The 24,039-nt window shown below is 70.6% G+C and carries 24 protein-coding genes and 2 pseudogenes; 20 read left to right on the forward strand and 6 right to left on the reverse strand.

Translation table 11 applies throughout. From position 1 onward, the window contains the following. The first annotated feature begins 38 nt into the window (after positions 1-38). The 6 genes from ftsH (at position 39) to hflX (ending at position 5,870) form a co-directional block, all read left to right on the forward strand. Positions 39-1,961 (forward strand): ATP-dependent zinc metalloprotease FtsH, encoded by a 1,923-nt coding sequence (gene ftsH, locus F0P95_RS10335; RefSeq protein ID WP_182334161.1) that lies wholly within the window; start codon positions 39-41, stop codon positions 1,959-1,961. A 189-nt stretch (positions 1,962-2,150) separates the two neighbouring features. Beyond that, positions 2,151-2,330 carry a hypothetical protein gene (locus F0P95_RS10340; protein WP_152985084.1) on the forward strand — a complete coding sequence of 60 codons (180 nt, stop codon included), beginning with the start codon at positions 2,151-2,153 and terminating at the stop codon, positions 2,328-2,330. Next, on the forward strand, positions 2,330-3,226 hold the full coding sequence (folP, locus tag F0P95_RS10345) for a dihydropteroate synthase (protein WP_182334163.1): 897 nt from the start codon (positions 2,330-2,332) through the stop codon (positions 3,224-3,226). The genes F0P95_RS10340 and folP overlap by 1 nt, the downstream gene beginning before the upstream one ends. Then, entirely contained in the window at positions 3,226-4,179 is a 954-nt protein-coding gene (miaA, locus tag F0P95_RS10350; RefSeq protein ID WP_182334164.1) for a tRNA (adenosine(37)-N6)-dimethylallyltransferase MiaA, read from the forward strand. The genes folP and miaA overlap by 1 nt, the downstream gene beginning before the upstream one ends. 90 nt (positions 4,180-4,269) lie before the next feature. Then, complete coding sequence (gene hfq / locus F0P95_RS10355; RefSeq protein ID WP_054668644.1) at positions 4,270-4,545, forward strand: RNA chaperone Hfq; 276 nt, start codon at positions 4,270-4,272, stop codon at positions 4,543-4,545. A gap of 14 nt (positions 4,546-4,559) precedes the next feature. Next, positions 4,560-5,870 (forward strand): ribosome rescue GTPase HflX, encoded by a 1,311-nt coding sequence (gene hflX / locus F0P95_RS10360; RefSeq protein ID WP_182334166.1) that lies wholly within the window; start codon positions 4,560-4,562, stop codon positions 5,868-5,870. 208 nt (positions 5,871-6,078) lie between these two features. Here the strand turns inward: hflX and F0P95_RS17820 are convergent, their stop codons facing one another. From F0P95_RS17820 to F0P95_RS10380, 5 genes and pseudogenes are all read right to left on the reverse strand, one after another. Next, positions 6,079-6,276, reverse strand: coding sequence for a phosphatidylserine decarboxylase (locus F0P95_RS17820; RefSeq protein ID WP_425515932.1), 198 nt, complete (start codon positions 6,274-6,276; stop codon positions 6,079-6,081). 4 nt (positions 6,277-6,280) lie between these two features. After that, a pseudogene (locus F0P95_RS17730) lies at positions 6,281-6,403 on the reverse strand (phosphatidylserine decarboxylase); the annotation flags it as partial. A gap of 79 nt (positions 6,404-6,482) precedes the next feature. Beyond that, positions 6,483-6,605, reverse strand: a pseudogene (locus tag F0P95_RS10370) (phosphatidylserine decarboxylase); the annotation flags it as partial. A gap of 79 nt (positions 6,606-6,684) precedes the next feature. Next, the gene (gene asd / locus F0P95_RS10375) at positions 6,685-7,527 is read right to left on the reverse strand and encodes an archaetidylserine decarboxylase (protein ID WP_182334168.1); all 843 of its coding nucleotides are present in this window, start codon (positions 7,525-7,527) and stop codon (positions 6,685-6,687) included. After that, positions 7,524-8,171, reverse strand: coding sequence for an SCO family protein (locus F0P95_RS10380; protein ID WP_054664799.1), 648 nt, complete (start codon positions 8,169-8,171; stop codon positions 7,524-7,526). Before F0P95_RS10380 ends, asd begins: the two co-directional genes overlap by 4 nt. A 204-nt stretch (positions 8,172-8,375) precedes the next feature. On the opposite strand from F0P95_RS10380, the gene prmB reads away from it, so the two are divergent. From prmB to F0P95_RS10420, 8 genes are all read left to right on the forward strand, one after another. Beyond that, the gene (gene prmB / locus F0P95_RS10385) at positions 8,376-9,302 is read left to right on the forward strand and encodes a 50S ribosomal protein L3 N(5)-glutamine methyltransferase (RefSeq protein ID WP_054664802.1); all 927 of its coding nucleotides are present in this window, start codon (positions 8,376-8,378) and stop codon (positions 9,300-9,302) included. Then, on the forward strand, positions 9,299-10,402 hold the full coding sequence (aroC, locus tag F0P95_RS10390) for a chorismate synthase (protein WP_182334171.1): 1,104 nt from the start codon (positions 9,299-9,301) through the stop codon (positions 10,400-10,402). The genes prmB and aroC overlap by 4 nt, the downstream gene beginning before the upstream one ends. Further along, positions 10,395-11,447, forward strand: a complete 1,053-nt coding sequence (locus tag F0P95_RS10395) for a 2-hydroxyacid dehydrogenase (RefSeq protein ID WP_182334173.1) — start codon at positions 10,395-10,397, stop codon at positions 11,445-11,447. The genes aroC and F0P95_RS10395 overlap by 8 nt, the downstream gene beginning before the upstream one ends. Positions 11,448-11,529: 82 nt before the next feature. Continuing rightward, positions 11,530-12,555, forward strand: a complete 1,026-nt coding sequence (locus F0P95_RS10400; protein ID WP_054664807.1) for an aspartate-semialdehyde dehydrogenase — start codon at positions 11,530-11,532, stop codon at positions 12,553-12,555. A gap of 126 nt (positions 12,556-12,681) precedes the next feature. Continuing rightward, entirely contained in the window at positions 12,682-14,496 is a 1,815-nt protein-coding gene (locus F0P95_RS10405; protein ID WP_182334175.1) for a type IV pilus assembly protein FimV, read from the forward strand. Continuing rightward, complete coding sequence (locus F0P95_RS10410) at positions 14,493-14,873, forward strand: VOC family protein (protein WP_182334177.1); 381 nt, start codon at positions 14,493-14,495, stop codon at positions 14,871-14,873. The genes F0P95_RS10405 and F0P95_RS10410 overlap by 4 nt, the downstream gene beginning before the upstream one ends. A 60-nt stretch (positions 14,874-14,933) precedes the next feature. Continuing rightward, positions 14,934-15,707, forward strand: a complete 774-nt coding sequence (truA, locus tag F0P95_RS10415; RefSeq protein ID WP_182336942.1) for a tRNA pseudouridine(38-40) synthase TruA — start codon at positions 14,934-14,936, stop codon at positions 15,705-15,707. Then, entirely contained in the window at positions 15,704-16,363 is a 660-nt protein-coding gene (locus F0P95_RS10420; RefSeq protein ID WP_182334179.1) for a phosphoribosylanthranilate isomerase, read from the forward strand. Before truA ends, F0P95_RS10420 begins: the two co-directional genes overlap by 4 nt. 24 nt (positions 16,364-16,387) lie before the next feature. On the opposite strand, the gene F0P95_RS10425 is transcribed toward F0P95_RS10420, so the two are convergent. Beyond that, positions 16,388-17,281 (reverse strand): LysR family transcriptional regulator, encoded by an 894-nt coding sequence (locus F0P95_RS10425; protein WP_182334181.1) that lies wholly within the window; start codon positions 17,279-17,281, stop codon positions 16,388-16,390. Between the two features lie 212 nt (positions 17,282-17,493). Between F0P95_RS10425 and trpB the strand changes: the two genes are divergently transcribed. The 6 genes from trpB to glmM all read left to right on the forward strand — a co-directional run bounded on the left by trpB (position 17,494) and on the right by glmM (position 24,037). Then, on the forward strand, positions 17,494-18,711 hold the full coding sequence (trpB, locus tag F0P95_RS10430; RefSeq protein WP_182212459.1) for a tryptophan synthase subunit beta: 1,218 nt from the start codon (positions 17,494-17,496) through the stop codon (positions 18,709-18,711). Between the two features lie 150 nt (positions 18,712-18,861). After that, the gene (locus tag F0P95_RS10435; protein ID WP_182334183.1) at positions 18,862-19,494 is read left to right on the forward strand and encodes a hypothetical protein; all 633 of its coding nucleotides are present in this window, start codon (positions 18,862-18,864) and stop codon (positions 19,492-19,494) included. 7 nt (positions 19,495-19,501) lie between these two features. Further along, positions 19,502-20,305 (forward strand): tryptophan synthase subunit alpha, encoded by an 804-nt coding sequence (gene trpA, locus F0P95_RS10440; protein WP_182336944.1) that lies wholly within the window; start codon positions 19,502-19,504, stop codon positions 20,303-20,305. A 70-nt stretch (positions 20,306-20,375) separates the two neighbouring features. Continuing rightward, positions 20,376-21,563 carry an acyltransferase family protein gene (locus tag F0P95_RS10445; protein ID WP_232528675.1) on the forward strand — a complete coding sequence of 396 codons (1,188 nt, stop codon included), beginning with the start codon at positions 20,376-20,378 and terminating at the stop codon, positions 21,561-21,563. Positions 21,564-21,779: 216 nt separating this feature from the next. Next, entirely contained in the window at positions 21,780-22,667 is an 888-nt protein-coding gene (gene accD / locus F0P95_RS10450; RefSeq protein ID WP_182334185.1) for an acetyl-CoA carboxylase, carboxyltransferase subunit beta, read from the forward strand. Next, positions 22,667-24,037 carry a phosphoglucosamine mutase gene (gene glmM, locus F0P95_RS10455; RefSeq protein WP_182334187.1) on the forward strand — a complete coding sequence of 457 codons (1,371 nt, stop codon included), beginning with the start codon at positions 22,667-22,669 and terminating at the stop codon, positions 24,035-24,037. Before accD ends, glmM begins: the two co-directional genes overlap by 1 nt. Positions 24,038-24,039 lie beyond the last annotated feature (2 nt).

Raw genomic sequence — 24,039 nt, forward strand, 5'->3', positions numbered from 1 at the left:
TCGCGACAGAAATTAGAGGAACACCGGAGCCGATGAGGATGAACGACCTGACCAAGAACCTCCTGCTATGGGTGGTTGTCGCCGTCGTGCTGATGGTGGTGTTCCAGAGCTTCGCCCCGCGCGGCGGCACGCCGACGGTCGGCGACGCCAGCAACTACACCCAGTTCCTGCAGGAAGTGGACGCGGGCCGGATCAAGTCGGTGGAGTTCACCGACGACACCACCCTGACCACCAACGCCATCCGCTTCAAGCGCAGCGACGGCAGCGAGGGTTCGCTGTACGCGCCGCGCGACGAGAAGCTGATCGACCAGCTCTACACCAAGAAGGTCGACATCGTGCGCATGAAGCCGGCCACCGGGCCGAGCTTCTGGTCGATCCTGCTGCAGTTCCTGCCGGTGCTGCTGCTGATCGGCTTCTGGATCTTCATGATGCGGCAGATGCAGGGCGGTGGCGGCGGCGCCAAGGGCGCGATGTCCTTCGGCAAGTCGCGCGCCAAGCTGCAGGGCGAGGACCAGATCAAGGTGACCTTCGCCGACGTGGCCGGTTGCGACGAGGCCAAGGAGGAGGTCGGCGAACTGGTCGATTTCCTGCGCGACCCGTCCAAGTTCACCAAGCTCGGCGGCAAGATCCCGCGCGGCGTGCTGATGGTCGGCCCGCCCGGCACCGGCAAGACCCTGCTGGCGCGCGCCATCGCCGGCGAGGCCAAGGTGCCGTTCTTCAGCATCTCCGGCTCGGACTTCGTGGAGATGTTCGTCGGCGTCGGCGCCAGCCGCGTGCGCGACATGTTCGAGCAGGCCAAGAAGCACGCACCGTGCATCATCTTCATCGACGAGATCGATGCGGTCGGCCGCCACCGCGGTTCCGGCATGGGCGGTGGCCACGACGAGCGCGAGCAGACCCTGAACCAGATGCTGGTCGAGATGGACGGCTTCGAGGGCGGTGAGGGCGTGATCGTGATCGCCGCCACCAACCGGCCGGACGTGCTCGACAAGGCGCTGCTGCGCCCGGGCCGCTTCGACCGCCAGGTCATGGTCGGCCTGCCCGACATCAAGGGCCGCGAGCAGATCCTGCGCGTGCACCTGCGCAAGGTGCCGGCCGCCGACGACGTCAGGCCGGAAGTGCTGGCGCGCGGCACCCCGGGGTTCTCCGGCGCCGACCTGGCCAACCTGGTCAACGAGGGCGCCCTGTTCGCCGCGCGCCGCGGCAAGCAGGAAGTGAGCATGCAGGACTTCGAGGACGCCAAGGACAAGATCTACATGGGTCCGGAGCGCCGCAGCATGGTCATGCGCGAGGACGAGCGCCGCAACACGGCCTACCACGAGTCGGGCCACGCGGTGGTCGCCATGTCGCTGCCCAAGGCCGACCCGGTGCACAAGGTCACCATCATGCCGCGCGGCTGGGCGCTGGGCGTGACCTGGCAGCTGCCCGAGCACGACCACATCAGCAAGTACAAGGACCGCATGCTGGAAGAGCTGGCGATCCTGTTCGGTGGCCGCATCGCCGAGGAGATCTTCGTCGGCGAGATGTCCACCGGCGCCTCCAACGACTTCGAGCGCGCCACCAAGCTGGCCCGCGGCATGGTCACCAAGTACGGCATGTCCGACGTGCTGGGCACCATGGTCTATGCCGACGAGGAAGCCGGCTACGGCATGCACAGCAAGACCATTTCCGAGGCCACCCAGCAGAAGGTGGACGCGGAGATCCGCCGCATCCTCGACGAGCAGTACAACGTGGCGCGCCGCATCCTGGAAGAAAAGCGCGACATCGTCGAAGCGATGACCGCTGCGCTGCTGGACTGGGAAACCATCGACGCCGAGCAGGTCAAGGCGATCATGGAAGGCCGCAAGCCCTCGCCGCCGGCCGGCTGGGTCGACAAGGGCAAGAGCGACCCGTCCGACGGCGACAAGGGCGGCGACGAACGCCCGGTGGCGCCGATCACCGACCCGGCCGGCCAGCACTGAGCCAGCGGCGTCGCCATGCACGCACGACGGGCCGGGTTTTCCCCGGCCCGTTGCTTTTGTGCCCGGCCTGGCACGCTCATGTCCGTGGCACCTCCGGCCGCGGCGCCGCGACCGCCGATGCGCCCGGCCGCGTCTGCCCATCACCATGACGGCAGGCTTTTCCCCCCGTCCTCGGCTACCCTTCGCAGCATGAACGAACCTTCTCCCAGCACTTCCACCCACATCCCCGAGATGGTGATCGCCACCGTGGCCGGCGTCGCCTTCGGGGTGAAGACCGGCCACTACCTGACGGGCATTTTCATCGGCATCGTGCTGGGCGTGGCGCTCAGCGTGCTGGGCACCGTGGTGCGTGCCAGGAGCCGGCGCTGATGTTCGATACCTCGCCGGTCGTGGATTGCGCCGGCCGGCCGTTGCGGCTGGACCGCCCGCGGGTGATGGGCATCGTCAACGTCACCCCGGATTCGTTCTCCGATGGCGGGCGGCATTTCAGTACCGATGCGGCCATCGCCCATGCGCTGGCGCTGGTCGAACAGGGCGCGGACATTCTCGACATCGGCGGCGAGTCGACCCGGCCCGGTGCCGGGCAGGTGTCGGCGCAGCAGGAAATCGAGCGTGTGGCGCCGGTGATCGAGGCGCTGGCGGCGCGGGTGCCGGTGCCGCTCAGCGTGGATACCTTCAAGCCGGAGGTGATGCGCGCCGCAGTGGCGGCCGGTGCCGGCATGGTCAATGACGTGCAGGCGCTGCGTCAGCCCGGCGCGCTGGAGGTCGTGGCCGGTTCCGGCGTGGCCGTGGTGCTGATGCATGCGGTCGGTGGCCCGCATGACGCCGGCGTGGCCTGGGACAGCGACGATGTCGCCGGCGACGTGCAGCGTTTCCTCGCCGAGCGCCTGTTCGCCGCGGAGATGGCCGGCATCGCCCGCAACCGGCTGGTGGTCGATCCCGGGTACGGCTTCAACAAGGACACCGCGCAGAATTTCGCACTGCTGGCCGCGCAGGAAAAACTGCTGGCGCTGGGCGTGCCGGTGCTGGCGGGGCTGTCGCGCAAGCGCTGCATCGGCGAGGTCACCGGCCGCACCGTTGCCGCCGAGCGCGTGGCCGGCTCGGTCGCCGCGCACCTGCTGGCGGTGCAGCGCGGCGCCGGCATCGTGCGCGTGCACGACGTCGCCGCCACGGTCGATGCGTTGAAGGTGCTGGCCGCGCTCGACGCGGTACCGGCCCCCCGTGCCGACCGCGTGGCGCCGCCGCGCTGGCCGGACGAGGACTGATGGCGGCCGACACGCGGCCGCTGGCGATCGCGCTGATGGGCCCCACCGCGTCGGGCAAGACCGCCGCGGCGATCGAACTGGCCCGGCGCCACGGCGGCGAGATCGTCAGCGTCGACTCGGCGCTGGTGTACCGCGGCCTGGAGATCGGCGCGGCCAAGCCCGACCTGGCCGAACGCGCCGGCATTGCGCATCACCTGCTGGACCTGCGCGACCCCTGGCAGAGCTATTCGGCCGCCGAGTTCGCGGTCGACGCCGCCGCGGCGGTGCGCGACATCGTCGCGCGTGGCCGGCTGCCGATCCTCGCCGGCGGTACCGGGTTGTATTTCCGGGCGCTGCTGCAGGGGCTGTCGCCGATGCCGGAAGCCGACCCGGCCCTCCGCGCGGAAATCGCGGCCGAAGCCGACGTGGCGGGCTGGCCGGCGCTGCATGCGCAGCTGGCCCGGATCGATCCGGCCGCGGCCCGGCGCATCCATGCCACCGACCCGCAGCGCATCCAGCGCGCGCTGGAGGTGTACCGGCTCACCGGCAAGCCGATCAGCCATTGGCAGGCGTTGCCCGGCGTCGCCCGGCTGCCGGCGCGCGTGCTCAAGCTGGTGCTGGCGCCGGCCGACCGCGCGGTGCTGCATGCCCGCATCGAACGCCGCTTCGACCTGATGCTGGAGGCCGGCTTTCTCGACGAGGTACGGCGCCTGCGCGCGCTGCCGCCGATGGCCGGGGTGCCGGCGCCGCTCGACCTGCCGGCGATCCGCGCGGTGGGTTATCGCCAGGCCTGGCAGTTCCTGGACGGGTACGACAGCGCCGCGGGTTTCCGCGACAAGGCGATCTTCGCCACCCGCCAGTTGGCCAAGCGCCAACTGACCTGGCTGCGCGGCGAGCTGGATGCGCGCTGGTTCGATCCGGCCACCGATGCCGGCCGCCTGCAGGACGCGGTTTCCCTGTTCCTGGGGCGATGAAGCGCGCCGGGCGGTGTAACATCCCCGTTCCGGGCAGGCAGGGGAAGCCGCATGGCCCGGGTCGATAAGAACAATAAAGAGGAGTTGAAGATGTCCAAGGGGCAATCTTTGCAGGACCCGTTCCTGAACGCACTGCGCCGCGAGCGCGTGCCGGTTTCGGTGTACCTGGTCAATGGCATCAAGCTGCAGGGCACGATCGAGTCGTTCGACCAGTTCGTGGTGCTGCTGCGCAATACGGTCAGCCAGATGGTCTACAAGCACGCCATTTCCACCGTGGTGCCGGCGCGCAACGTACGCGTGGGGCCGGGCGGCGGCTACGTGCAATCGGCCGACAGCAATCAGGCAGGCGATGACGACAACGAATAAGCAGGACGTGGCGCGTGTTTGACCGCTCCAAACGAGGCGAACACGCGCTGTTGATCCAGCCGCACCCGGGGCGGCTGGAAGAGGATGTGCTGGAAGAGTTCACCGACCTGGCCCGCTCGGCCGGCGCCAGCATCGCGGCCACCGTGACCGCGCGCATCGACCGCCCCAATCCCTCCACCCTGATCGGCAGCGGCAAGCTGGACGAGGTCAAGGCCATGGCCGACGCCACCGGCGCCGACCTGGTGCTGGTCAACCATGCCCTGACCCCGGTGCAGGAACGCAACCTGGAGCGGTTCCTGGAGCGGCGCGTGATCGACCGCACCGGGCTGATCCTGGACATCTTCGCCCAGCGTGCGCACAGCCACGAAGGCAAACTGCAGGTGGAGCTGGCGCAGCTGCGCCACCTGGCCACGCGCCTGGTACGCGGCTGGACCCACCTGGAGCGCCAGCGCGGCGGTTCCATCGGCCTGCGCGGCCCCGGCGAAACCCAGCTGGAAACCGACCGCCGCCTGCTGCAGAAGCGGGTGGAGCAGCTGCAGAAGCGGCTGGAAAAGGTCGAGGTACAGCGCACCCAGATGCGCCGCGCGCGCGTGCGCAGCGAGATGCCGCGGGTGGCCCTGGTGGGCTATACCAACGCCGGCAAGTCGACCCTGTTCAATGCCCTGACCGGTGCCGGCGCCTATGCAGCCGACCAGCTGTTCGCCACCCTCGACCCGACCGTGCGCCGCATCGCGCTGCCCGGCGGCAACGCCATGCTGGCCGACACCGTTGGGTTCGTCCGCGACCTGCCGCACGAACTGGTGGCGGCGTTCCGCTCGACCCTGAGCGAGGCGCGCGAGGCCGATTTCCTGCTGCACCTGGTGGATGCCGCCGATCCGCTGCGCGAGGAACGCATCGCCCAGGTCGACGAAGTGCTGGAGGCGGTGGGCGCGGGCGAGCTTCCGCAACTGCTGGTGTTCAACAAGATCGACCGCATCGAAGGTGCCGAGGTGCGCCACGACGCGCAGGACGGCGTGCCGGACGAGGCGCGCCGCGAGCGGGTGTGGATCTCCGCGCGCGACGGCCGCGGTCTGGACCTGCTGCAGTCGGTGCTGGGCAAGCGTCTGGGGTTGCAGCACGTCACCGGCCGCGTGCGCCTGCCGCCCAGCGCCGGCCGGCTGCGCTCGCGCCTGCACCAGCTGGAGGTCATCCGCAGCGAACAGGCCGACGAGGAAGGCTGGCTGATCGAGGTGGACATTCCCATCGCCGAGGCCGAGAAGCTGGCTGCCGGTGCCGATGGCCAGGTGATCCGTGCGCTGCTGCCGGAGCGCGAGCCGGAGTGGTGAGCGTTAACGCGGACATCAAACCCGGCATGTAGACCGGGGCCGTCGGCACTGGTTACGGTCGCCAGGCAGTTGGGCGCAGGCGTCGAATCCGGTGGATCCAGAAACTGATGGGGGCGATGACGTGGCGGCGATGGTCGGATGGCCGCGTCAGCGGTGGAGCATCCGGTGTGCGTGGCCATGAGGGACACGCCTCAAGGCCGGCATGGGGTCAGGTCAATCGCGCCAGTGCCTGTCCCAGCCGTACGGGGCGTTCGGCCTTCAGCGCCGGATCGAACTGCGCCACGCCCGGCGGCAGCAGCACGATCACGGTGGAGCCGTAGTTGAAACGGGCCGCGCCTCGATGACACCAGGGCGTCAGGGAAGTGGGCGCGTCGCCACGCGTCGTGATGTGCCCGCGTCGGAACAGGCCATTACGTCAATCGCGCCAGTGCCTGTCCCAGCCGCACCGGGCTTTCGGCTTTCAGCACGGGATCGAACTGCGCCACGCCCGGCGGCAGCAGCACGATTACGGTGGAGCCGTAGTTGAAGCGGGCCGCGCCTCATTGAGACCAGGGCGTCAGGGAAGTGGCCGCGTCGCCACGCGTCGTGATGTGGCCGCGTCGGAACAGGCCATTACGTCAACCGCGCCAGTGCCTGCCCCAGCCGTACGGGGCTTTCGGCTTTCAGCACGGGATCGAACTGCGCCACGCCCGGCGGCAGCAGCACGATTACGGTGGAGCCGTAGTTGAAGCGGGCCGCGCCTCGATGACACCAGGGCGTCAGGGAAGTGGGCGCGTCGCCACGCGTCGTGATGTGCCCGCGTCGGAACAGGCCATTACGTCAATCGCGCCAGTGCCTGCCCCAGCCGCACCGGGCTTTCGGCCTTCAGCGTGGGATCGAACTGCGCCACCCCCGGCGGCAGCAGCACGATCACGGTGGAGCCGTAGTTGAAGCGGGCCATCTCCGCGAACCGTTCCAGCGTAACCCCCTTGCCACGCCAGTCCTTGCGGGTGATGCGGTCGCCGTAGGCGGGGATTTCCTCGCCGCTCCAGACCGTTTCCACGCCGCTGACCAGCAGCGCGCCGACCATCACCTGCACCATCGGGCCGAAGTCGGTGTCGAAGTGGCACACCAGCCGCTCGTTGCGGGCGAACAGGCGCGGCACGTGGGCCACCGCGGCCGGGCCGACGCTGAACAGGCGCCCGGGCACGTGCACGGTTTCGCGCAGGGTGCCGCTCCAGGGCATGTGCACGCGGTGGTAGTCGCGTGGCGACAGGTACACGGTGGCGAACAGGCCGTTGGCGAAGGGTTCGGCAGCGGCGGCGTCGCCGAGCAGTTCGGCGGCGGTGAACGACTGGCCCTTGGCCTGGAAGATGCGACCGTCCTCGATCGGGCCGAGCTGGCTGATGCGCCCGTCGGCCGGCATCAGCAGCGTACGCGGGTCGGCATCGGCCACGCGCGCGCCGGGGGCCAGTGCGCGGGTGAAGAAGGCATTGAAGCTGGGGTAGCTGCGTGGGTCCGGGTTGGCCGCCTCGGCCAGGTTGACGTCGAACTTGCGCGTCACCGTGTCGATCAGCCAGCGCGACACGCGCGGGCTGCGCGAATAGGCCAGCGAGCGCGCCATCGACGACAACAGGCGATGGGGCAGGGCATGGGTGAGCGTGGTCAACAGACTCATGGTGCGGTGGTTCCGGTGAGCTTGGTCAGGTCGCTGGCGATCAGCTTCGGGTCGAACGGCGGGCGCATCAGCCCGGCCAGCCGGCCCTCGGGGTCGAGCACCGCGATGCTGGCCGAGTGGTCCATGCTGTAGTCGTTCGGGTTGGTCTTGTAGTTCTTTCCCGGCGCCTTCTGGAACACCAGGCCCAGCGGCGTGGCGAAGCGCTCCAGCGACGGCACGTCGGCGGTCGCTGCCAGGGTGTCCTTGTGGAAGGCGTGGGCGTATTCGCCCAGCCGCGCCGGCGTATCGCGCTCGGGATCGACCGACACGAACACCACCCGCGGGCGCAGGCTTTCGGGGATGCGCTCCCACTGCTTCTGCGCCAGGGCCAGTTCGGACAGGGTGGTCGGGCACACGTCCGGGCAGGAGGTGAAGCCCAGGAACACCAGCGTCCAGTGCCCGCGCAGCTCGCCGGGAATCAGGCGGGTGCCGTCGGACTGGCTGAGGCTGAAATCGGGCAGCGGCCGCGGCGTGGGGTAGAAAATGATCGAACCGGCCTGGTGGCCGCCATTGCCGGCCGGGCCGAATACCTTCTGCGCCAGCAACAGGCCCAGCCCAGCCGCCAGCGCGATGGCCAGGACGATGCCGGTATTGCGGTTGAACATGGACCGTTTCTCCGTAGGGGTGGTGGCGGCCCCGCCAGGGCGGGGCGCGGGTCTGCGGGGGCGGTGGCAGTGCGCGCCGGCGGCCGCTTGCCGGGGCGTTGCGGGCCGATGCCGGGACATCGCCGCAGTTTCGGCTGCAACCGGGCGCTCAATATACCGGGTGCACGCCTATAATCGCAGACCACCCTTGTCCCCCGTATTGCCATGACAGCCCAGGCGGCCGCCGAACTCCACACGATCATCGACCTGATCCGCTACGGCGCCAGCCGTTTCAATGCCGCGGGCCTGACCTTCGGACACAGCTACGACAATGCGCTGGACGAAGCCACCAGCCTGGTGCTGCATACCCTGCACCTGCCGCCGGACCTGGGCCCGGCCTATGGCCAGGCGCGACTGCTGGCAGAGGAAAAGCAGCAGGTGCTGGCGCTGTTCGAGCGCCGCATCGCCGAGCGCGTGCCAGCCGCCTACCTGACCGGCGAGGCCTGGTTCGCCGGCCTGAGCTTCAAGAGCGACGCACGCGCGCTGGTGCCGCGTTCGCCGATCGCCGAACTCATCCTCAACGGCTTCGAACCGTGGCTGGCCGGGCGTGACGTCACCCGCGCGCTGGACCTGTGCACCGGTTCGGGCTGCATCGCCATCGCCATGGGCCATTACTACCCGAACTGGCAGGTGGACGGCAGCGACATCAACGAAGCCGCGCTGTCGCTGGCGGCCGAGAACAAGGAGCGCCTGCTAGCGCACAACGTCGAGCTGGTCCGCAGCGATCTGTTCGCCGGCCTGCAGGGCCGCGTCTACGACCTGATCGTCACCAATCCGCCGTACGTCACCAACGACGAGACCGACGCGCTGCCGCGCGAGTACGCGCACGAACCGGAACTGGCGCTGCGCGCCGGCGACGACGGCCTGGACCTGGTGCTGAAGATCCTGCGCGACGCGCCGGACCACCTGAGCGAGGATGGCCTGCTGATCTGCGAAGTGGGGGATTCCGAGCAGCACCTGGTCAAGCTGCTGCCGGAAGTGTTCATGTCCTGGATCGAGTTCAAGGTCGGGCAGATGGGCATCTTCGCGGTCGAGGCCGCCGAGCTGCGCGCGCACCACGCGCGCATCGCCGAGCTGGCGGCGCAGCGATGAGCTCCAACGCCTTCGGCAAGCTGTTGACGGTCACCACCTTCGGCGAGTCGCACGGGCCGGCGATCGGCTGCGTGATCGATGGGTGCCCGCCGGGGCTGGAGATCGCGCCGGAGGAGTTCGCCCACGACCTGCAGCGCCGCGCCACCGGCAAGAGCCGGCACACCTCGGCGCGGCGCGAGGCCGACGAGGTGGAAATCCTGTCCGGGGTGTACGAAGGCCGCACCACCGGCACCCCGATCGCGTTGCTGATCCGCAACACCGACCAGCGCAGCAAGGACTACAGCGACATCGCCGCGCAGTTCCGCCCGGGCCACGCCGACTACAGCTACTGGCAGAAGTACGGCATCCGCGACCCGCGCGGCGGTGGCCGCTCCTCGGCGCGCGAGACCACCATGCGCGTGGCCGCCGGGGTGATCGCCAAGAAGTGGCTGCTGCAGCGCCACGGCGTGACCGTGCGCGGCTGGCTGTCGCAGCTGGGCGGGATCACCCCGCGTGGATTCGACTGGAGCGCGGTCGAGGACAACCCGTTCTTCTGGCCCGACGCCGCGCAGGTGCCGGAGCTGGAGGCGTACATGGACGCGCTGCGCAAGTCCGGCGATTCGGTCGGCGCGCGGGTGAACGTGGTCGCCGACGGCGTGCCGCCGGGCTGGGGCGAGCCGATCTACGGCAAGCTCGACGGCGAGATCGCCGCGGCGCTGATGAGCATCAACGCGGTCAAGGGCGTGGAGATCGGCGACGGTTTCGCCAGCGCCGCGCAGAAGGGCACCGAACACCGCGACCTGATCACGCCGGACGGCTTCCAGTCCAACCATGCCGGCGGCATCCTTGGTGGCATCGCCACCGGCCAGCAGATCGTCGCCTCGATGGTGCTCAAGCCGACCTCCAGCCTGCGCCTGCCGGGCGCCACGGTGGACGTGCACGGCAATGCGGTCGACGTGGTCACCACCGGCCGCCACGACCCGTGCGTCGGCATCCGCGCCACCCCAATCGCCGAGGCGATGCTGGCGCTGGTGCTGATGGACCAGGCGCTGCGCCACCGCGCGCAGTGCGGCGACGTGGGCGCGATGGCGCCGCGCATCCCCGGCAGCCTCGATGGCTGAGCGGCGGCCCCGCGTCTGGGTGGCGCAGCCGTTGTTCGACGATACCGTCGCGCAGCTGGCCGCGTACTGCGACGTGGTGGCCACGCCGGCTGTCAGCGCGCACGACAGTGCCGCGCTGGCGGCGCACCTGGCCGGGGTCGATGGCGCCCTGGTCACGCTCAACGAGCGCATCGGCGCGGACGAGATCGCCGGCGCCCGGTCGCTGAGGGTCGTCGCCAACGTCGGCGTCGGCTACAACAACCTCGACATCCCGGCGCTGAGCGCGGCGGGCATCGTCGCCACCAACACCCCGGACGTGCTCACCGAGACCACCGCCGACCTCGGTTTCGCGCTGCTGATGGCCGCGGCGCGGCGCATCGTCGAGTCCGACCGCTGGCTGCGCGAGGGCCACTGGGGGCAATGGTCGTTCACCACCATGCTCGGCGCCGACCTGCATGGCAGCACCCTGGGCATCCTGGGCATGGGCCGCATCGGCCAGGCCATCGCCCGCCGTGGCCATCATGGCTTCGGCATGACGGTGCTGTACCACAACCGCTCGCGGCTGCCGGCGGAGGTGGAGCAGGCGGTCGGCGCGCGCTACGCGGGGTTCGATGAACTGCTGGGCAGCGTCGATCACCTGCTGCTGGCGCTGCCGTACACCGCGTCGAACCACCATGTCATCGATGCCGTCGCGCTGGCGAAGATGAAACCCGGCGCCACCCTGGTGAACATCGCCCGCGGCGGCCTGGTCGACGAGCTCGCGCTGGCCGACGCGCTGGCCCATGGCCGCCTGGCCGCGGCCGCGCTGGATGTCTACGAGAACGAGCCGCAGGTGCGCCCGGAACTGCGGGCCCTGCGCAACATCGTGCTGACCCCGCATGTCGGCAGTGCGTCGCTGGCCACGCGCCGGGCGATGGCGCAGCTGGCGGTGGACAACCTGCTGGCGGGCCTGGGCATCGGCCCGGATGCCGGCCGCCCGGCCAATGTGCTCAACGCCGGCGTGCTGGCCGATGGCGGCACCGGCCTGGGCGACGCCGGCCGCAGGATCGACATCAACAAACGATAGGGAGCCTCCGTGGCTGTCGCCGGAGGTTCCCCGAACCTGGCTCGACGCGTGTCCCCCCATCTCTTTCCTTCGAGTACGCCCCATGAGCAATGAAGTCCGTCGTTTCCACGTAGCCGTCGTCGGCGCCACCGGCGCGGTCGGCCAGACCATGCTGTCGATCCTCGCCGAGCGCGAGTTCCCGGTGGGCAAGCTGAGCCTGCTGGCGTCCGAGCGCTCGGCCGGCCAGCAGGTCGAGTTCAACGGCGAAAAGGTCACCATCCAGGACCTGGCCACGTTCGATCCCGCCGGCGTCGAGATCGCCCTGTTCTCCGCCGGTGGCGGCATTTCCAGGGAGTACGCGCCGAAGTTCGCCGCCGCCGGCGCGGTCGTCATCGACAATTCGTCCTCGTTCCGTTACGACGACGACGTGCCGCTGGTGGTGTCCGAGGTCAACCCGGAGGCGGCCCGCAACCGCCCGCGCGGCATCATCGCCAACCCCAACTGCTCGACCATGCAGTTGATGCCGGTACTGGCCCCGATCCACCGCGAGTACGGCATCGAGCGCATCAACGTGGCCACCTATCAGTCCGTGTCCGGCGCTGGCCAGACCGGCATGGAGGAGCTGGGCAAGCAGACCGCGCAGCTGCTCGGGTTCCAGGAGATCGAGCCGGCCAAGTTCCCGGTGCAGATCGCCTTCAACCTGATCCCGCATATCGACGAGTTCCTGGACAACGGCTTCACCAAGGAAGAAATGAAGCTGGTCTGGGAGACCCGCAAGATCCTCGGCGACGACAGCATCCAGGTGAACCCCACGGCGGTGCGGGTGCCGGTGTTCTATGGCCACTCCGAGGCGGTGAACATCGAAACCCGCAAGAAGATCAGCGTCGAGCAGGCGCGCGAACTGCTGGCCGCCGCGCCCGGCGTGAAGGTGGTCGACGAGCGCAGGGCCGGTGGTTACCCGACCCCGGTCACCCATGCCTCGGGCACCGACCCGGTCTACGTGGGCCGTATCCGCGAGGATCTTTCGCATCCGCGTGGGCTGAACATGTGGGTGGTGGCCGACAACATCCGCAAGGGTGCCGCGCTCAATGCGGTGCAGCTGGCCGAGCTGGTCGCCAGCGGCGGCTGAGGCCATCCTGGCGGCGGGAGCAGACTGGACGCCGGCGCGATGCCGGCGTCCGCGTTTCCGGTGCGGTATTCGGAACCCGGCTCTGCCGGTATATTTGCCGGCATGAAACCAAGGGGCAGGGGAGCGATGCGCTCGATACAAGGCGTACTGGTGCTCGCGCTGGGGCTGTACAGCAGCGCCGCGCTTGCCCTCGGCCTGGGCAATATCCGCGTCCTGTCCAAGCCGGGGCAGCCGCTGGTGGCCGAGATCCCGGTGATCTCCAGCGACCCGGGCGAGCTGGAGCGCGCCACGGTGGGGCTGGCATCGGCGGCGACGTTCGAGCGCGTCGGCCTGTCGCGCCCGGAGGGACTGGTCGGCGAGCTGCAGTTCCAGTTCGCCCAGGATGCGAAGGGGCGCGCCGTGGTCCGGGTGACCAGCGCGACACCGGTACAGGTGCCGGCGCTGAGCTTCCTGATCGAGGTCGACTGGGGGCAGGGGCGGCTGGTGCGCGAATACTCCGCGCTGGTCGCCGCGCCCGAGACCGCCACCGCGGTGGCCGAGCCGGTGATCGAGGCGCCGGCGGCGGCCCCGTCCAACCTGATCGTGCGCGAGCCGGCACCGGTACCAGCACCAGCACCAGCGCCAGCGCCGAAACCCGCGCCGGCCAAGGCCACGGCCCCGGTCGCCGCTCCCGCGCCGGTGCCTGCCGCCCCCCGTCCGGCGGCTGCGGCGCTGGCCGCCGGCACGCTGGCGCCGGTGCAGAGCGGCCAGACCCTGTCGGGGATCGCCCGCGACCTGGCCCGCGACAATGGGGTTTCCCTGGACCAGGCGATGGTGGCGCTGCTGCGCGCCAATCCCGAGGCCTTCATCCGCGGCAACGTCAACCTGCTCCGCCAGGGCGCGGTGCTGCGCGTGCCCGGAAGTGGCGAGCTGGAACGCATCGACAGCGCCGCGGCGCGCGTGCTGGTACGCGAGCATGTCGCGCAGTGGCGCCAGGCGCGCGCGCCGATTCCGCAGCCGGCGGTGGCCGGCGCGGCGACCGCCACCGCCAGGCCGGTGACGGCACCGGCGGCGGCAAACGATGCGCGGCTGGAAATCGCGCCGGCGGTGGCCGGCGCGCAACAGGCGGCAGGAACGACGACCGGGCTCGAGGCCGGTGGCGAGGGTGACATGGCGGCGAACGAACAACTGCGGCAGGCCAGGGAAGACCTCGCCACGCGCGATGCGGAACTGCAGGAGCTGCGCGAGCGCGTGGCCGAGCTGGAAAAGCTGCAGGCGCAGCAGCAGTCGCTGATCGAAATGAAGGACGGCAACCTGGCCGCGGCGCAGCAGCGCCTGGCCGAGGTCGCGAAGAAGGAGCCTGCAGGTACCGCGCCGTGGGCCTGGCTGGGCGTGCTGCTGCTGGTGGTGGCCGCGGCGGGCTGGTGGCTGTCGCGCCGGCGCCGGCCGTCGCCGCTTCCGTCGTCGCCGGCCGTGGGCACCGCTGCCGGCGTGGAGCTGTCCGCGCTGGCCGCGGCGATGCCGGCGGTGGAGGCGGAAACCGCTGCCCGGGATGTGCCTGGCCAGCAGGGACATGCGCCTGTCGGCGACGAACCCGAGGTCGAGGTCGAGGTCGAGGCGGAGGCTGCGCCGTTCTGGTCGAGGCCGTCCGCCGGTGCCCCCGCATCGCGTCCGGCGCGACAGGAACCGGTGCTGTCGCCCGAAACGGCACCGGTGCCGGCCGATGACGACGCGCCAGCGGAGCCGGCCGCACAGGAGACGGACGCCTGGCCGGCCGCCGACATGGCCAGCCTGGCACCGCTCAATCCGGCTCCGGCCGGCCGCGAGCGGCTCGAACTGGCGATCGCCTATCTGGACCTGGGCGATGCGGAAACCGCGCGCACGCTGCTGAACGAGGTGGCGGCAGGTGAAGATGCGCAGGCGCGCGCCGAAGCGATGGAACTACTGGGGCGACTGCGATGAGCGGACAACAGGCGGCGGTGAAGCATGAGCGGCGCATCGATTACGTGGAGTTCGCCTCGCGCGATCCCGCGGCGAGCCGGCGCTTCTTCGAAGAGGTGTTCGGCTGGAGTTTCGAGGATTACGGCCCGGACTACACCGCGTTCGACGACGGCGGCCTGCAGGGCGGGTTTTTCCGCGGCGAGCCGGCGACCAGTGCGGCCGGTGCACCGCTGGTGGTGCTGCATGCTACCCGGCTGGCGCCATTGCAGGCTGCGGTACTGGCGCATGGCGGGCTGCTGAGCAAGCCCGAATTCACCTTCCCCGGTGGCCGCCGTTTCCAGTTCATCGAGCCCGGCGGCAACGAGCTGGCGGTATGGTCCCAGCGCGACGCGGATTGAACAGGCACCCGCCGGGGGATTCCTGCCCCGGTCGCGGCCGGCGACATGAGAGGTTTGACGATGCGCTATGCGCTGGGCGTGGAATACGACGGCAGCGATTTCAAGGGCTGGCAACAGTTGGGTGAGAACGGCTGTGCCAGCGTGCAGGCCACCTTGCAGGAGGCCCTGTCCTCGGTGGCCGATGCCCCGGTGAGCGTGGTCTGCGCCGGGCGCACCGATGCCGGCGTGCATGGCGAATGCCAGGTGGTGCATTTCGACAGCGACGTCGTGCGCGAGCCGCGCGGCTGGGTGCTCGGTACGACCACGCGCCTGCCGCCGTCGGTGTGCGTGCGCTGGTGCGTGCCGGTGGCCGACGATTTCCATGCGCGTTTTTCGGCGCGGGCGCGGCGCTACCGCTATCGCCTGCTCAATCGCCAGGTGCGGCCGGCGCTGTACCGGCAGACGCTGAGCTGGGAACGTCGTCCGCTGGATGCCGGTGCGATGCACCGCGCGGCGCAGGCATTGCTGGGCGAGAACGACTTCAGTTCGTTCCGCAGCGTGCAGTGCCAGGCACTGCATGCCCGCCGCGAACTGCAGGCGATCTCGGTCGCGCGCCACGGCGAGGTGGTCGAGGTGCAGGTGCAGGCCAACGCCTTCCTGCACCACATGGTGCGCAACATCGTCGGCTCGCTGCTGCTGGTCGGCGCCGGCGAAAAGCCCGAGGCGTGGATCGGGCAGCTGCTGGCGCTGCGCGACCGCACGCAGGCCGGGCCGACCGCGCCGCCGCAGGGGCTGGTATTCGTCGGCCCGCTGTATCCTGACCAGTGGCAACTGCCGGCCGAGGTGACGCTATGACCCGCATGCTGTTCCGCACCCGCATCAAGTTCTGCGGCATGACCCGCGCCGGCGACATCCGCCTGGCCAGCGAGTTGGGCGTGGACGCCATCGGCTTCGTGTTCGCCCGCGGCAGTACGCGCCGGGTGGCGCCGGCCGAAGCCCGCGCCATGCGCCAGGCGATCTCGCCGATGGTCGACGTGGTCGCGCTGTTCCGCGACAACAGCCGCGAAGAGGTGCGCGAGGTGATGCGCACGGTGCGGCCCAGCCTGCTGCAGTTCCACGGCGACGAGGACGACACCTTCTGCCGCGCCTTCAACATGCCGTACCTGAAGGCGGTGGCGATGGGCGGGGCCGAAGCGGTGACCGCGCGCGGCCTGCAGCAGACCCACCCGCATGCGGCCGGCTTCCTGCTGGACAGCCACGCGCCGGGCGGCAGCGGCGGCAGCGGCGTGGCCTTCGACTGGTCGCAGGTGCCGGCCGGCCTGCACCGTCCGTTCCTGCTCGCCGGCGGCATCCGCCCGGACACCGTGTTCGATGCGATCACCCGGGTGCAGCCGTGGGGCGTGGATGTCTCCAGCGGCATCGAGTCGGCACCGGGCATCAAGGATGGCGAGCGGATGCGCCGCTTCGTCGAGGAAGTGCGCCGCGCCGACATGCACGAGGTGTCCGCGTAGGCATCCGCCGCGGCGGCGGGGCTGCTATGCGGCCAACTGCCGCCGCAGCCAGTCCGCCAGCGCCTCGATCCGCGGATGCCGGTCGCCGCCGGCGGTACACAGCGCCCATTGCCCTTCGGTGTCGACGAACCCCCACGGCGCGACCAGGCGGCCGTTGACCAGGTCATCGGCCACCAGTGGCTCGGGGGCGATGGCGATGCCGAGTCCGGCGACCGCCGCTTCGAGCAGGTAGTACAGGTGTTCGAAGCCAGTGCCCTGGCGCAGCGCCGCCGGGTCCAGGTCGTTGAGCGTGGCCCAGGTGGGCCAGGCCTGGGGGCGCGAACGGGTGTGCAGCAGCGCGTGCTCGAGCAGCGCCTCCGGCGGCTGGTGCACGAGCCGCTGCGCGCCATGCATGGACGGGCTGAACACCGGGCCGATGCGCTCGCTGCCCAGGCCGTGCACGGTCCAGCCGGTCGGCCACGGCGCCTGGCCGAGCAGCAGGGCGGCATCGAGTCCGGCCAGTCGTGGCGCGAAATCGCCATCCTGCGCGGCCAGGTGCAGGGTCAGGCCCGGCAGGTCCTGTTGCAGCTGCTGCAGGCGCGGGATCATCCAGCGCGCCAGCACGCTGCCCGGGCAGCCGAGCACGAAGGCATCGTTGCGTTTGCCCCGGCGCAGGGCGGCCACGCAGTCGCGCAGCTGCGAGAACGCCCCCGAGGCCGCTTCCTGCAGGCGCCTGCCGGCGGCGGTGGGGCGGATGCCGCGGCCGTCGCGTTCGATCAGGGGGACTCCCAGTTCCTCCTCCAGGGCCCGCACCTGGCGGCTGACCGCGCCATGGGTCACGTGCAGCTCCGCAGCGGCAAGGCTGACACTGCGCAGGCGGGCGGCGGCCTCGAAGGCACGCAGGGCGTTGAGCGAGGGCAGGGCGTGATCGTCTTTCATGGCGCACGTCTGACCACCATGGAAGGCGGGAATGCTGGTTTTGCAGGAGTAAAAGCCAGCCCTGCGCCACCCTGCGGGCGGCTCCGCCGTGGACAGCCTCTGTCCTGTCGTTCTTTCATGTGAGTTTTTCTAACACAAAAGGGCGCATATATCGATTTTCACCGACGCGCGCGTGCGCTACGGTGCAGGCCTGTCCTGCCCCGCGTGATGCCATGACCGCCGCACCGATCCCCGATTTCCATGCTTTCCCCGACGCCCACGGGCATTTCGGCCGCTATGGCGGCAGCTTCGTCGCCGAGACCCTGGTCGGGCCGCTGCAGGAACTGGCTGCCGCCTACGACCAGGCGCGGGTCGATCCGGCGTTCATCGCCGCCTATGACAAGGACCTGAAGCACTACGTCGGCCGGCCCAGCCCGATCTACCACGCCGAACGCCTGAGCCGCGACGTCGGCGGCGCGCAGATCCTGCTCAAGCGCGAGGATCTCAACCACACCGGCGCGCACAAGGTGAACAACACCATCGGCCAGGCGCTGCTGGCCGCGCGCATGGGCAAGACCCGCATCATCGCCGAAACCGGTGCCGGCCAGCATGGCGTGGCCAGCGCCACCGTGGCCGCGCGCCTGGGCCTGGAGTGCGTGGTCTACATGGGCGCTACCGACATCGAGCGGCAGAAGATCAACGTCTACCGGATGAAGCTGCTGGGCGCCACGGTGGTGCCGGTGAGCAGCGGCTCGGCCACGCTCAAGGACGCGCTCAACGAGGCGATGCGCGACTGGGTGACCAACGTGCGCGACACCTTCTACATCATCGGCACTGTCGCCGGCCCGGACCCGTATCCACGCATGGTGCGCGACTTCAACGCCATCGTCGGGCGCGAGGCGCGCGCGCAGATGCTGGAGGACTACGGCCGCCTGCCCGATGCGATCACCGCCTGCGTCGGCGGCGGTTCCAACGCGATCGGCCTGTTCCATGCTTTCCTCAACGACCGCGAAGTGAAGATCTACGGCGCCGAAGCGGCCGGCGACGGCATCGCCAGCGGGCGCCATGCGGCCTCCATCTCGGCCGGTCGCCCCGGCGTGCTGCATGGCAACCGCACGTATGTCCTGTGCGACGACGACGGCCAGATCACCGAGACCCACTCCATCTCCGCCGGCCTGGATTACCCGGGCGTCGGCCCGGAACATGCCTTCCTGGCCGACAGCGGCCGCGCGCACTACGTCGGCATCACCGACGAGGAGGCACTGGCGGCATTCCATCGCCTGACCCGTACCGAGGGCATCCTGCCGGCACTGGAATCCAGCCACGCGGTGGCGCAGGCGATCAAGCTGGCGCGCGAGCTGCCCCGGGATGCGCTGGTGCTGTGCAACCTGTCCGGTCGCGGCGACAAGGACGTGCATACCATCGCCGCGCGCGAAGGGCTGTCGCTGTGAGTGCCTGCAGCCGCCCGCGTTGCGCTCACCGTGCGTCCGCCACGTGCTGCGCGGAAAGCCCGCGCATCGCCTGTACGCCGCGCCTGATCCGATCCGCCACGGCCGGCAGGCAGGTCCTGCGCCGGCAGGCAGGTCCTGCGCGCGCCGACCTTGCGCGGCATCGCGCTGGCCTGCATCGCGCTGGCGCTGGCGGCGTGCACGCCGGAGCAGCCCGCGGCCACGCCGGCACCGGTTGCCGCGCCGACTCCGACCCCGACGCCGCCCGCCGCTCCCGCACCCGCAGCCGCGACGGAAGCGGGGGATGCCGCGGCACAGCTGGGCGCCGTCGGCGACCTGCGGATCGGCGCCGCGTTCGGCAAGGCGCCGGGCGATGCGGCCTTCGTAGCGGCCGGCATGCGCGAGGCGATGGAGGGCGACTGCGAGTACTACGACCGCGGCACGCTGCCGCAGGGCATGTCGATGATGGTGATCGCCGACCACATCGCGCGTTTCGACGTGGATGGCGAAGGCGACCCGGGGGTACGCGTGGACACGCGGCCGGCCACCGCGCCCGTCGCGCCGTTCGGGCTGTGGGTGGGCATGGACGTGGCCGAGGCCCGGAAGCGCCTGCCGGCCGGCGTGGTGGTCAGCCCGCATGCCTATGTATCGCCCAACGGCGACTACCTGACCTGGACCGACGCGCAGGCCAAGCTGGCCTTGCGCCTGGAAACCCTCGACGGCGTGGTGACCTCGATCTACTGGGGCCGGCCGGATGCGGTGGAACTGATTGAAGGATGTGCCTGAGATGACCGTGAACCGTATCGACGAATGCTTCGCCCGCCTGCGCGCCTCCGGGCGCAAGGCGCTGATCCCGTTCATCACCGCCGGCGATCCGGCGCTGGACGCCACCGTGCCGGTGATGCACGCGCTGGTCGCCGCCGGTGCCGACGTGATCGAGCTGGGCGTGCCGTTTTCCGATCCGATGGCCGACGGCCCGACGATCCAGCGCAGTTCCGAGCGCGCGCTGGCGCGCGGCGCCGGCCGCCGCTACGTGCTGGACAGCGTTGCCCGGTTCCGCGCACGCGATGCGCTCACCCCGGTGGTGCTGATGGGCTATCTCAACCCGGTGGAGATCCGCGGTGCCGCCCGGTTTGCCGCCGAGGCGGTGGAGGCCGGGGTCGACGGCGTGCTGCTGGTCGACCTGCCGCCGGAAGAGGCCGGCGAGATCCGCGCCGCGTTCAGCGCCGCCGGGCTGGCCCTGATCCTGCTGGCCTCGCCGACCAGCAGCCAGGCGCGCCTCGATGGGCTGTGCGACGCCGCGCAGGGCTACCTGTACTACGTCAGTTTCGCCGGGGTCACCGGCGCTTCGGAGCGGTTGGACAGTGCCGCCGCCGGGGCGCGCCTGCGCCTGCTGCGCAGCCGCTCGAAGGTGCCGGTGGTGGCGGGGTTCGGGATCAAGGACGCCGCCAGCGCGGCGGCGATGGCGGCCGATGCCGATGGCGTGGTGGTGGGCAGCGCGCTGGTCGCGGCGATGGCCGCGGCCGACGCCGTGGAAGCGGCGGTGCACAGCGCTGGCGCTTTCCTTGCGCCGCTGCGGCAGGCGCTGGACGCCTGAGTGGCGGAACCGCCGCGCGCCGGTGCCGGGCATGGATAATACGGACCGGCCCGGTTCCCCTGGATGGCGCTTGAACGGTTCAATGATGCAGGCCGGGGGCCGCAACCCCGGCATCGACGCGTTGCGTGGTGTCTCGATCGTGATGGTGGTGCTGCACCACCTGGCGCTGCGCATCCCGCTGCGCGATACCGCGCTGGGCGACGTGCTGCCGCGGCGCCTGCTCAACGCGCTGAGCTACAACGGCTACGAGGCGGTCTTCGTGTTCTTCGTCGTGTCCGGCTTCCTGATCGCCTCGCATTCGCTGCGGCGCTGGGGCGCGCTGTCGTCCATCGACCTGCGCGCCTTCTACGTGCGCCGGGCCGCGCGCATCCTGCCATGCCTGTTGCTGATGCTTGCGGTGTTGAGCGCGCTGCACCTGGCCGGCGTGCCGTTCTACGTGATCGACGGCGAAGGCCAGTCGCTGGGCGGCGCGCTGTTCTCGGCACTGGGCCTGCACCTGAACTGGTACGAGGGCCGCACCGGCTGGTTGCCCGGCGGCTGGGACGTGCTGTGGTCGCTGTCGATCGAGGAAGTGTTCTACCTGGGGTTCCCGCTGCTGTGCCTGCTGCTGCGCCGGCGCACGCCGCTGCTCGTACTGCTGGCGCTGGCGGCGCTGTCGTTGCCGTTCACCCGCGCCGCCCTGGCGGGCAACGAGATATGGCAGGAGAAGGCCTATCTGCCGGGAATGGCGGCCATCGCCACCGGCGTGCTGGCCGCGTTGCTGGTCGAGCGCTGGCCGGCGCCGCCGCGGACCGCGCGGCTGCTGCGCGGGGCGGGCGTGCTGGGCCTGTTGGCGGTGCCGCTCTATGGGCGCGAGCTGTGGGCGTCGCTCGGCAACGGCTACATGCTGGTGCTGACCGGGTCGGCGGCGATGCTGATCGCCGGCCTTCAGCCTGTGCGCGGCGCAGGCGCGCCGATGCGCGGACTGGGCTGGCTGCGTGCTTTCGGCCGGCTGAGCTACGAGATCTACCTGACCCACATGTTCGTCGTGTTCGGGCTGGTGGCGCTGTACCGGCACGGTGGCAGCGATATCCGTTCCGGGTTCTGGTGGTACCTGCCGTTGCTGGGCCTGTGCTGGGCGCTCGGGGCGCTGCTGGCGCGGTTCTATTCCGACCCCTGCGACCGTGCGGTGCGGCGCCGCTGGCTGGGCGAGCACGACGCGCCGGCCAGCGGCCTGCCGGGCGTGGCGCCGGCGCCCCTGGACGGTGCTCGCCCCTAGTGCCGCGCCGGCCTGTCCGCGGCAGGCGCCCGGCCCGTGCTTGACCCGCGGGACGGCCCGGGAGGGAGGCCGATCGGGCGGGGCGGGGGGTGTCATCGCGTTTCCGGGCGATGCTGCGGGCCCGGCTCTGTACGCTACCGTCGGTTTGCCCCCGCGCGCTAGACTGTCGGCCCTGTCGCGGCCCCCGGGCCGCCTAGAACGGAACCGTCATCCCGCATGAGCTGGCTCAGCAAATTGATGCCTTCGGGCATCCGCACCGACAACACGCCCAACCGGAAACGCAGCGTCCCCGAGGGGCTTTGGGAAAAGTGCAGCAGTTGCGGTGCCGCCCTGTACCGGCCGGAGCTGGAGGAGAACCTGGAGGTCTGCCCCAAGTGCGGCCACCACATGGCGATCCGCGCCCGGGCCCGCCTGGCGTCGCTGTTCGATGCCGACAGCACCACCGAGATCGCCGCGCGCCTGGGGCCGACCGACCTGCTCAAGTTCAAGGACCAGAAAAAGTACGCCGAGCGCATCAAGGCCTCGCAGAAGAACACCGGCGAGTACGACGCGCTGGTGGCGATGCGTGGCACCGTGAAGGGGCATCCGCTGGTCGCGGCCTCGTTCGACTTCGCCTTCATGGGCGGCTCGATGGGCTCGGTGGTCGGCGAGCGCTTCGCGCTGGCGGCCGAGACCGCGCTGGAAATCGGCGCGCCCTTCGTGTGCTTCTCTGCCAGCGGCGGCGCGCGCATGCAGGAAGGCCTGTTCTCGCTGATGCAGATGGCCAAGACCTCGGCTGCGCTGGGCAAGCTGCGCGACGCCGGCCTGCCGTACATCTCGGTGCTGACCCATCCCACCACCGGTGGCGTGTCCGCTTCGTTCGCGATGCTGGGCGACATCAACATCGCCGAGCCGCAGGCGCTGATCGGCTTCGCCGGCCCGCGGGTGATCGAGCAGACCGTGCGCGAGAAGCTGCCCGAAGGCTTCCAGCGTGCAGAGTTCCTGCTCGAGCACGGCGCCATCGACCAGATCTGCGACCGCCGCGAGATGCGCCAGCGCCTGGCCGAGCTGCTGGCGATGCTGATGCGCCGGGAGCGCCCGGCCGACGACGTGGCCGCCGCCTGATGGTGGCCCGCAGGTATTTCGGCACCGACGGCATCCGCGGCCGGGTCGGTGAAGGCGCGATTTCCGCCGATTTCGTGCTGCGCCTGGGCAATGCCTACGGCCAGGCACTGGTGCGCGCGACCCAGGCGCGCGGCAGCGGCCGCAAGCCGCTGGTGGTGATCGGCAAGGACACCCGCATCTCCAACTACATGTTCGAGGCTGCGCTGGAGGCCGGGCTGGTGGCGGCCGGGGTGCACGTGCAGCTGATGGGGCCGATGCCGACGCCGGCAGTGGCGCACCTGACCCGCTCGCTGCGCGCCGATGGCGGCATCGTCATCTCCGCCTCGCACAACCCGCACCACGACAACGGCATCAAGTTCTTCTCCGCGCAGGGCGAGAAGCTCGACGACGCGACCGAACTGTCGATCGAGGCCGCGCTCGAGCAGCCGTTCGCGACCGTGGCCTCCGAGCAGCTGGGCAAGGCGGTGCGCACGCGCGATGCGATCGGCCGCTATGTCGAGGCCTGCAAGAATTCAGTGCCGCGCGACTTCGATCTGCAGGGCATGCGCATCGTGGTCGATTGCGCCAATGGCGCGACCTACCAGGTGGCACCGCTGGTGCTGCGCGAACTGGGTGCCAGCGTCGAGGCGATGGGCGTCGAGCCCAATGGCGTGAACATCAATGACGGCGTCGGCTCGATGTACCCGCAGGCGCTGGCCGCCCGGGTGCGCGCCAGCGGGGCCCACCTGGGCATTGCCTTCGACGGCGACGGCGACCGCCTGCTGTTCGTGGACAGCGACGGCGTGGTGCACGATGGCGACGACCTGCTGTACCTGCTGGCGATGGACTGGAAGGCCAGTGGCCGCCTGCACGGGCCGGTGGTGGGCACGCTGATGACCAACTACGGGTTCGAGCAGGCGCTGGCGCAGGCCGGCATCGGCTTCCTGCGCGCCGACGTCGGCGACCGTTACGTGCACAAGGCGCTGCTGGAACACCACGGCGTGCTCGGCGGCGAAGCGTCGGGCCACCTGCTGTGCCTGGACCGTGCCACCACCGGCGACGGCATCATCAGCGCGCTGCAGGTGCTGGAGGTGCTCAGGCGCCGCGGCATCACCCTGCAGGACGCGCTGGCCGGGCTCAGCCGGGTGCCGCAGCAGACCATCAACGTCCGGGTCGGGCAGGGCATGTCCGCCAAGGACATCGTCCGCTCATCCGGAGTGGCCACGGCGCTGGCCGGCGCGCAGGTCGCGATCGTCGGGCGCGGGCGCGCCTTCCTGCGTCCGTCCGGCACCGAGCCGGTGGTGCGGGTGACGGTGGAGGCCGACGACGCCGGGTTGATGCAGACCACGCTCGAGCGCCTGGCCGACGCGGTCAAGGCCGCCGCCGCATGACG

This window comes from Stenotrophomonas acidaminiphila, from assembly GCF_014109845.1.
Taxonomy (GTDB): Bacteria; Pseudomonadota; Gammaproteobacteria; order Xanthomonadales; family Xanthomonadaceae; genus Stenotrophomonas; species Stenotrophomonas acidaminiphila.

What these genes read in the sequence shown, in the direction of transcription:
- aroC (WP_182334171.1), top strand. Translation starts at nt 9,299, where the DNA reads ATGAGCTCCAACGCCTTCGGCAAGCTGTTGACGGTCACCACCTTCGGC.
- F0P95_RS10425 (WP_182334181.1), bottom strand. Translation starts at nt 17,281, where the DNA reads ATGAAAGACGATCACGCCCTGCCCTCGCTCAACGCCCTGCGTGCCTTC.
- asd (WP_182334168.1), bottom strand. Translation starts at nt 7,527, where the DNA reads ATGAGTCTGTTGACCACGCTCACCCATGCCCTGCCCCATCGCCTGTTG.
- ftsH (WP_182334161.1), top strand. Translation starts at nt 39, where the DNA reads ATGAACGACCTGACCAAGAACCTCCTGCTATGGGTGGTTGTCGCCGTC.
- accD (WP_182334185.1), top strand. Translation starts at nt 21,780, where the DNA reads ATGAGCTGGCTCAGCAAATTGATGCCTTCGGGCATCCGCACCGACAAC.
- miaA (WP_182334164.1), top strand. Translation starts at nt 3,226, where the DNA reads ATGGCGGCCGACACGCGGCCGCTGGCGATCGCGCTGATGGGCCCCACC.
- F0P95_RS10395 (WP_182334173.1), top strand. Translation starts at nt 10,395, where the DNA reads ATGGCTGAGCGGCGGCCCCGCGTCTGGGTGGCGCAGCCGTTGTTCGAC.
- F0P95_RS10405 (WP_182334175.1), top strand. Translation starts at nt 12,682, where the DNA reads ATGCGCTCGATACAAGGCGTACTGGTGCTCGCGCTGGGGCTGTACAGC.
- F0P95_RS10400 (WP_054664807.1), top strand. Translation starts at nt 11,530, where the DNA reads ATGAGCAATGAAGTCCGTCGTTTCCACGTAGCCGTCGTCGGCGCCACC.
- trpB (WP_182212459.1), top strand. Translation starts at nt 17,494, where the DNA reads ATGACCGCCGCACCGATCCCCGATTTCCATGCTTTCCCCGACGCCCAC.
- F0P95_RS10420 (WP_182334179.1), top strand. Translation starts at nt 15,704, where the DNA reads ATGACCCGCATGCTGTTCCGCACCCGCATCAAGTTCTGCGGCATGACC.
- F0P95_RS10410 (WP_182334177.1), top strand. Translation starts at nt 14,493, where the DNA reads ATGAGCGGACAACAGGCGGCGGTGAAGCATGAGCGGCGCATCGATTAC.
- truA (WP_182336942.1), top strand. Translation starts at nt 14,934, where the DNA reads ATGCGCTATGCGCTGGGCGTGGAATACGACGGCAGCGATTTCAAGGGC.
- F0P95_RS10380 (WP_054664799.1), bottom strand. Translation starts at nt 8,171, where the DNA reads ATGTTCAACCGCAATACCGGCATCGTCCTGGCCATCGCGCTGGCGGCT.
- folP (WP_182334163.1), top strand. Translation starts at nt 2,330, where the DNA reads ATGTTCGATACCTCGCCGGTCGTGGATTGCGCCGGCCGGCCGTTGCGG.
- glmM (WP_182334187.1), top strand. Translation starts at nt 22,667, where the DNA reads ATGGTGGCCCGCAGGTATTTCGGCACCGACGGCATCCGCGGCCGGGTC.
- hfq (WP_054668644.1), top strand. Translation starts at nt 4,270, where the DNA reads ATGTCCAAGGGGCAATCTTTGCAGGACCCGTTCCTGAACGCACTGCGC.
- prmB (WP_054664802.1), top strand. Translation starts at nt 8,376, where the DNA reads ATGACAGCCCAGGCGGCCGCCGAACTCCACACGATCATCGACCTGATC.
- F0P95_RS10340 (WP_152985084.1), top strand. Translation starts at nt 2,151, where the DNA reads ATGAACGAACCTTCTCCCAGCACTTCCACCCACATCCCCGAGATGGTG.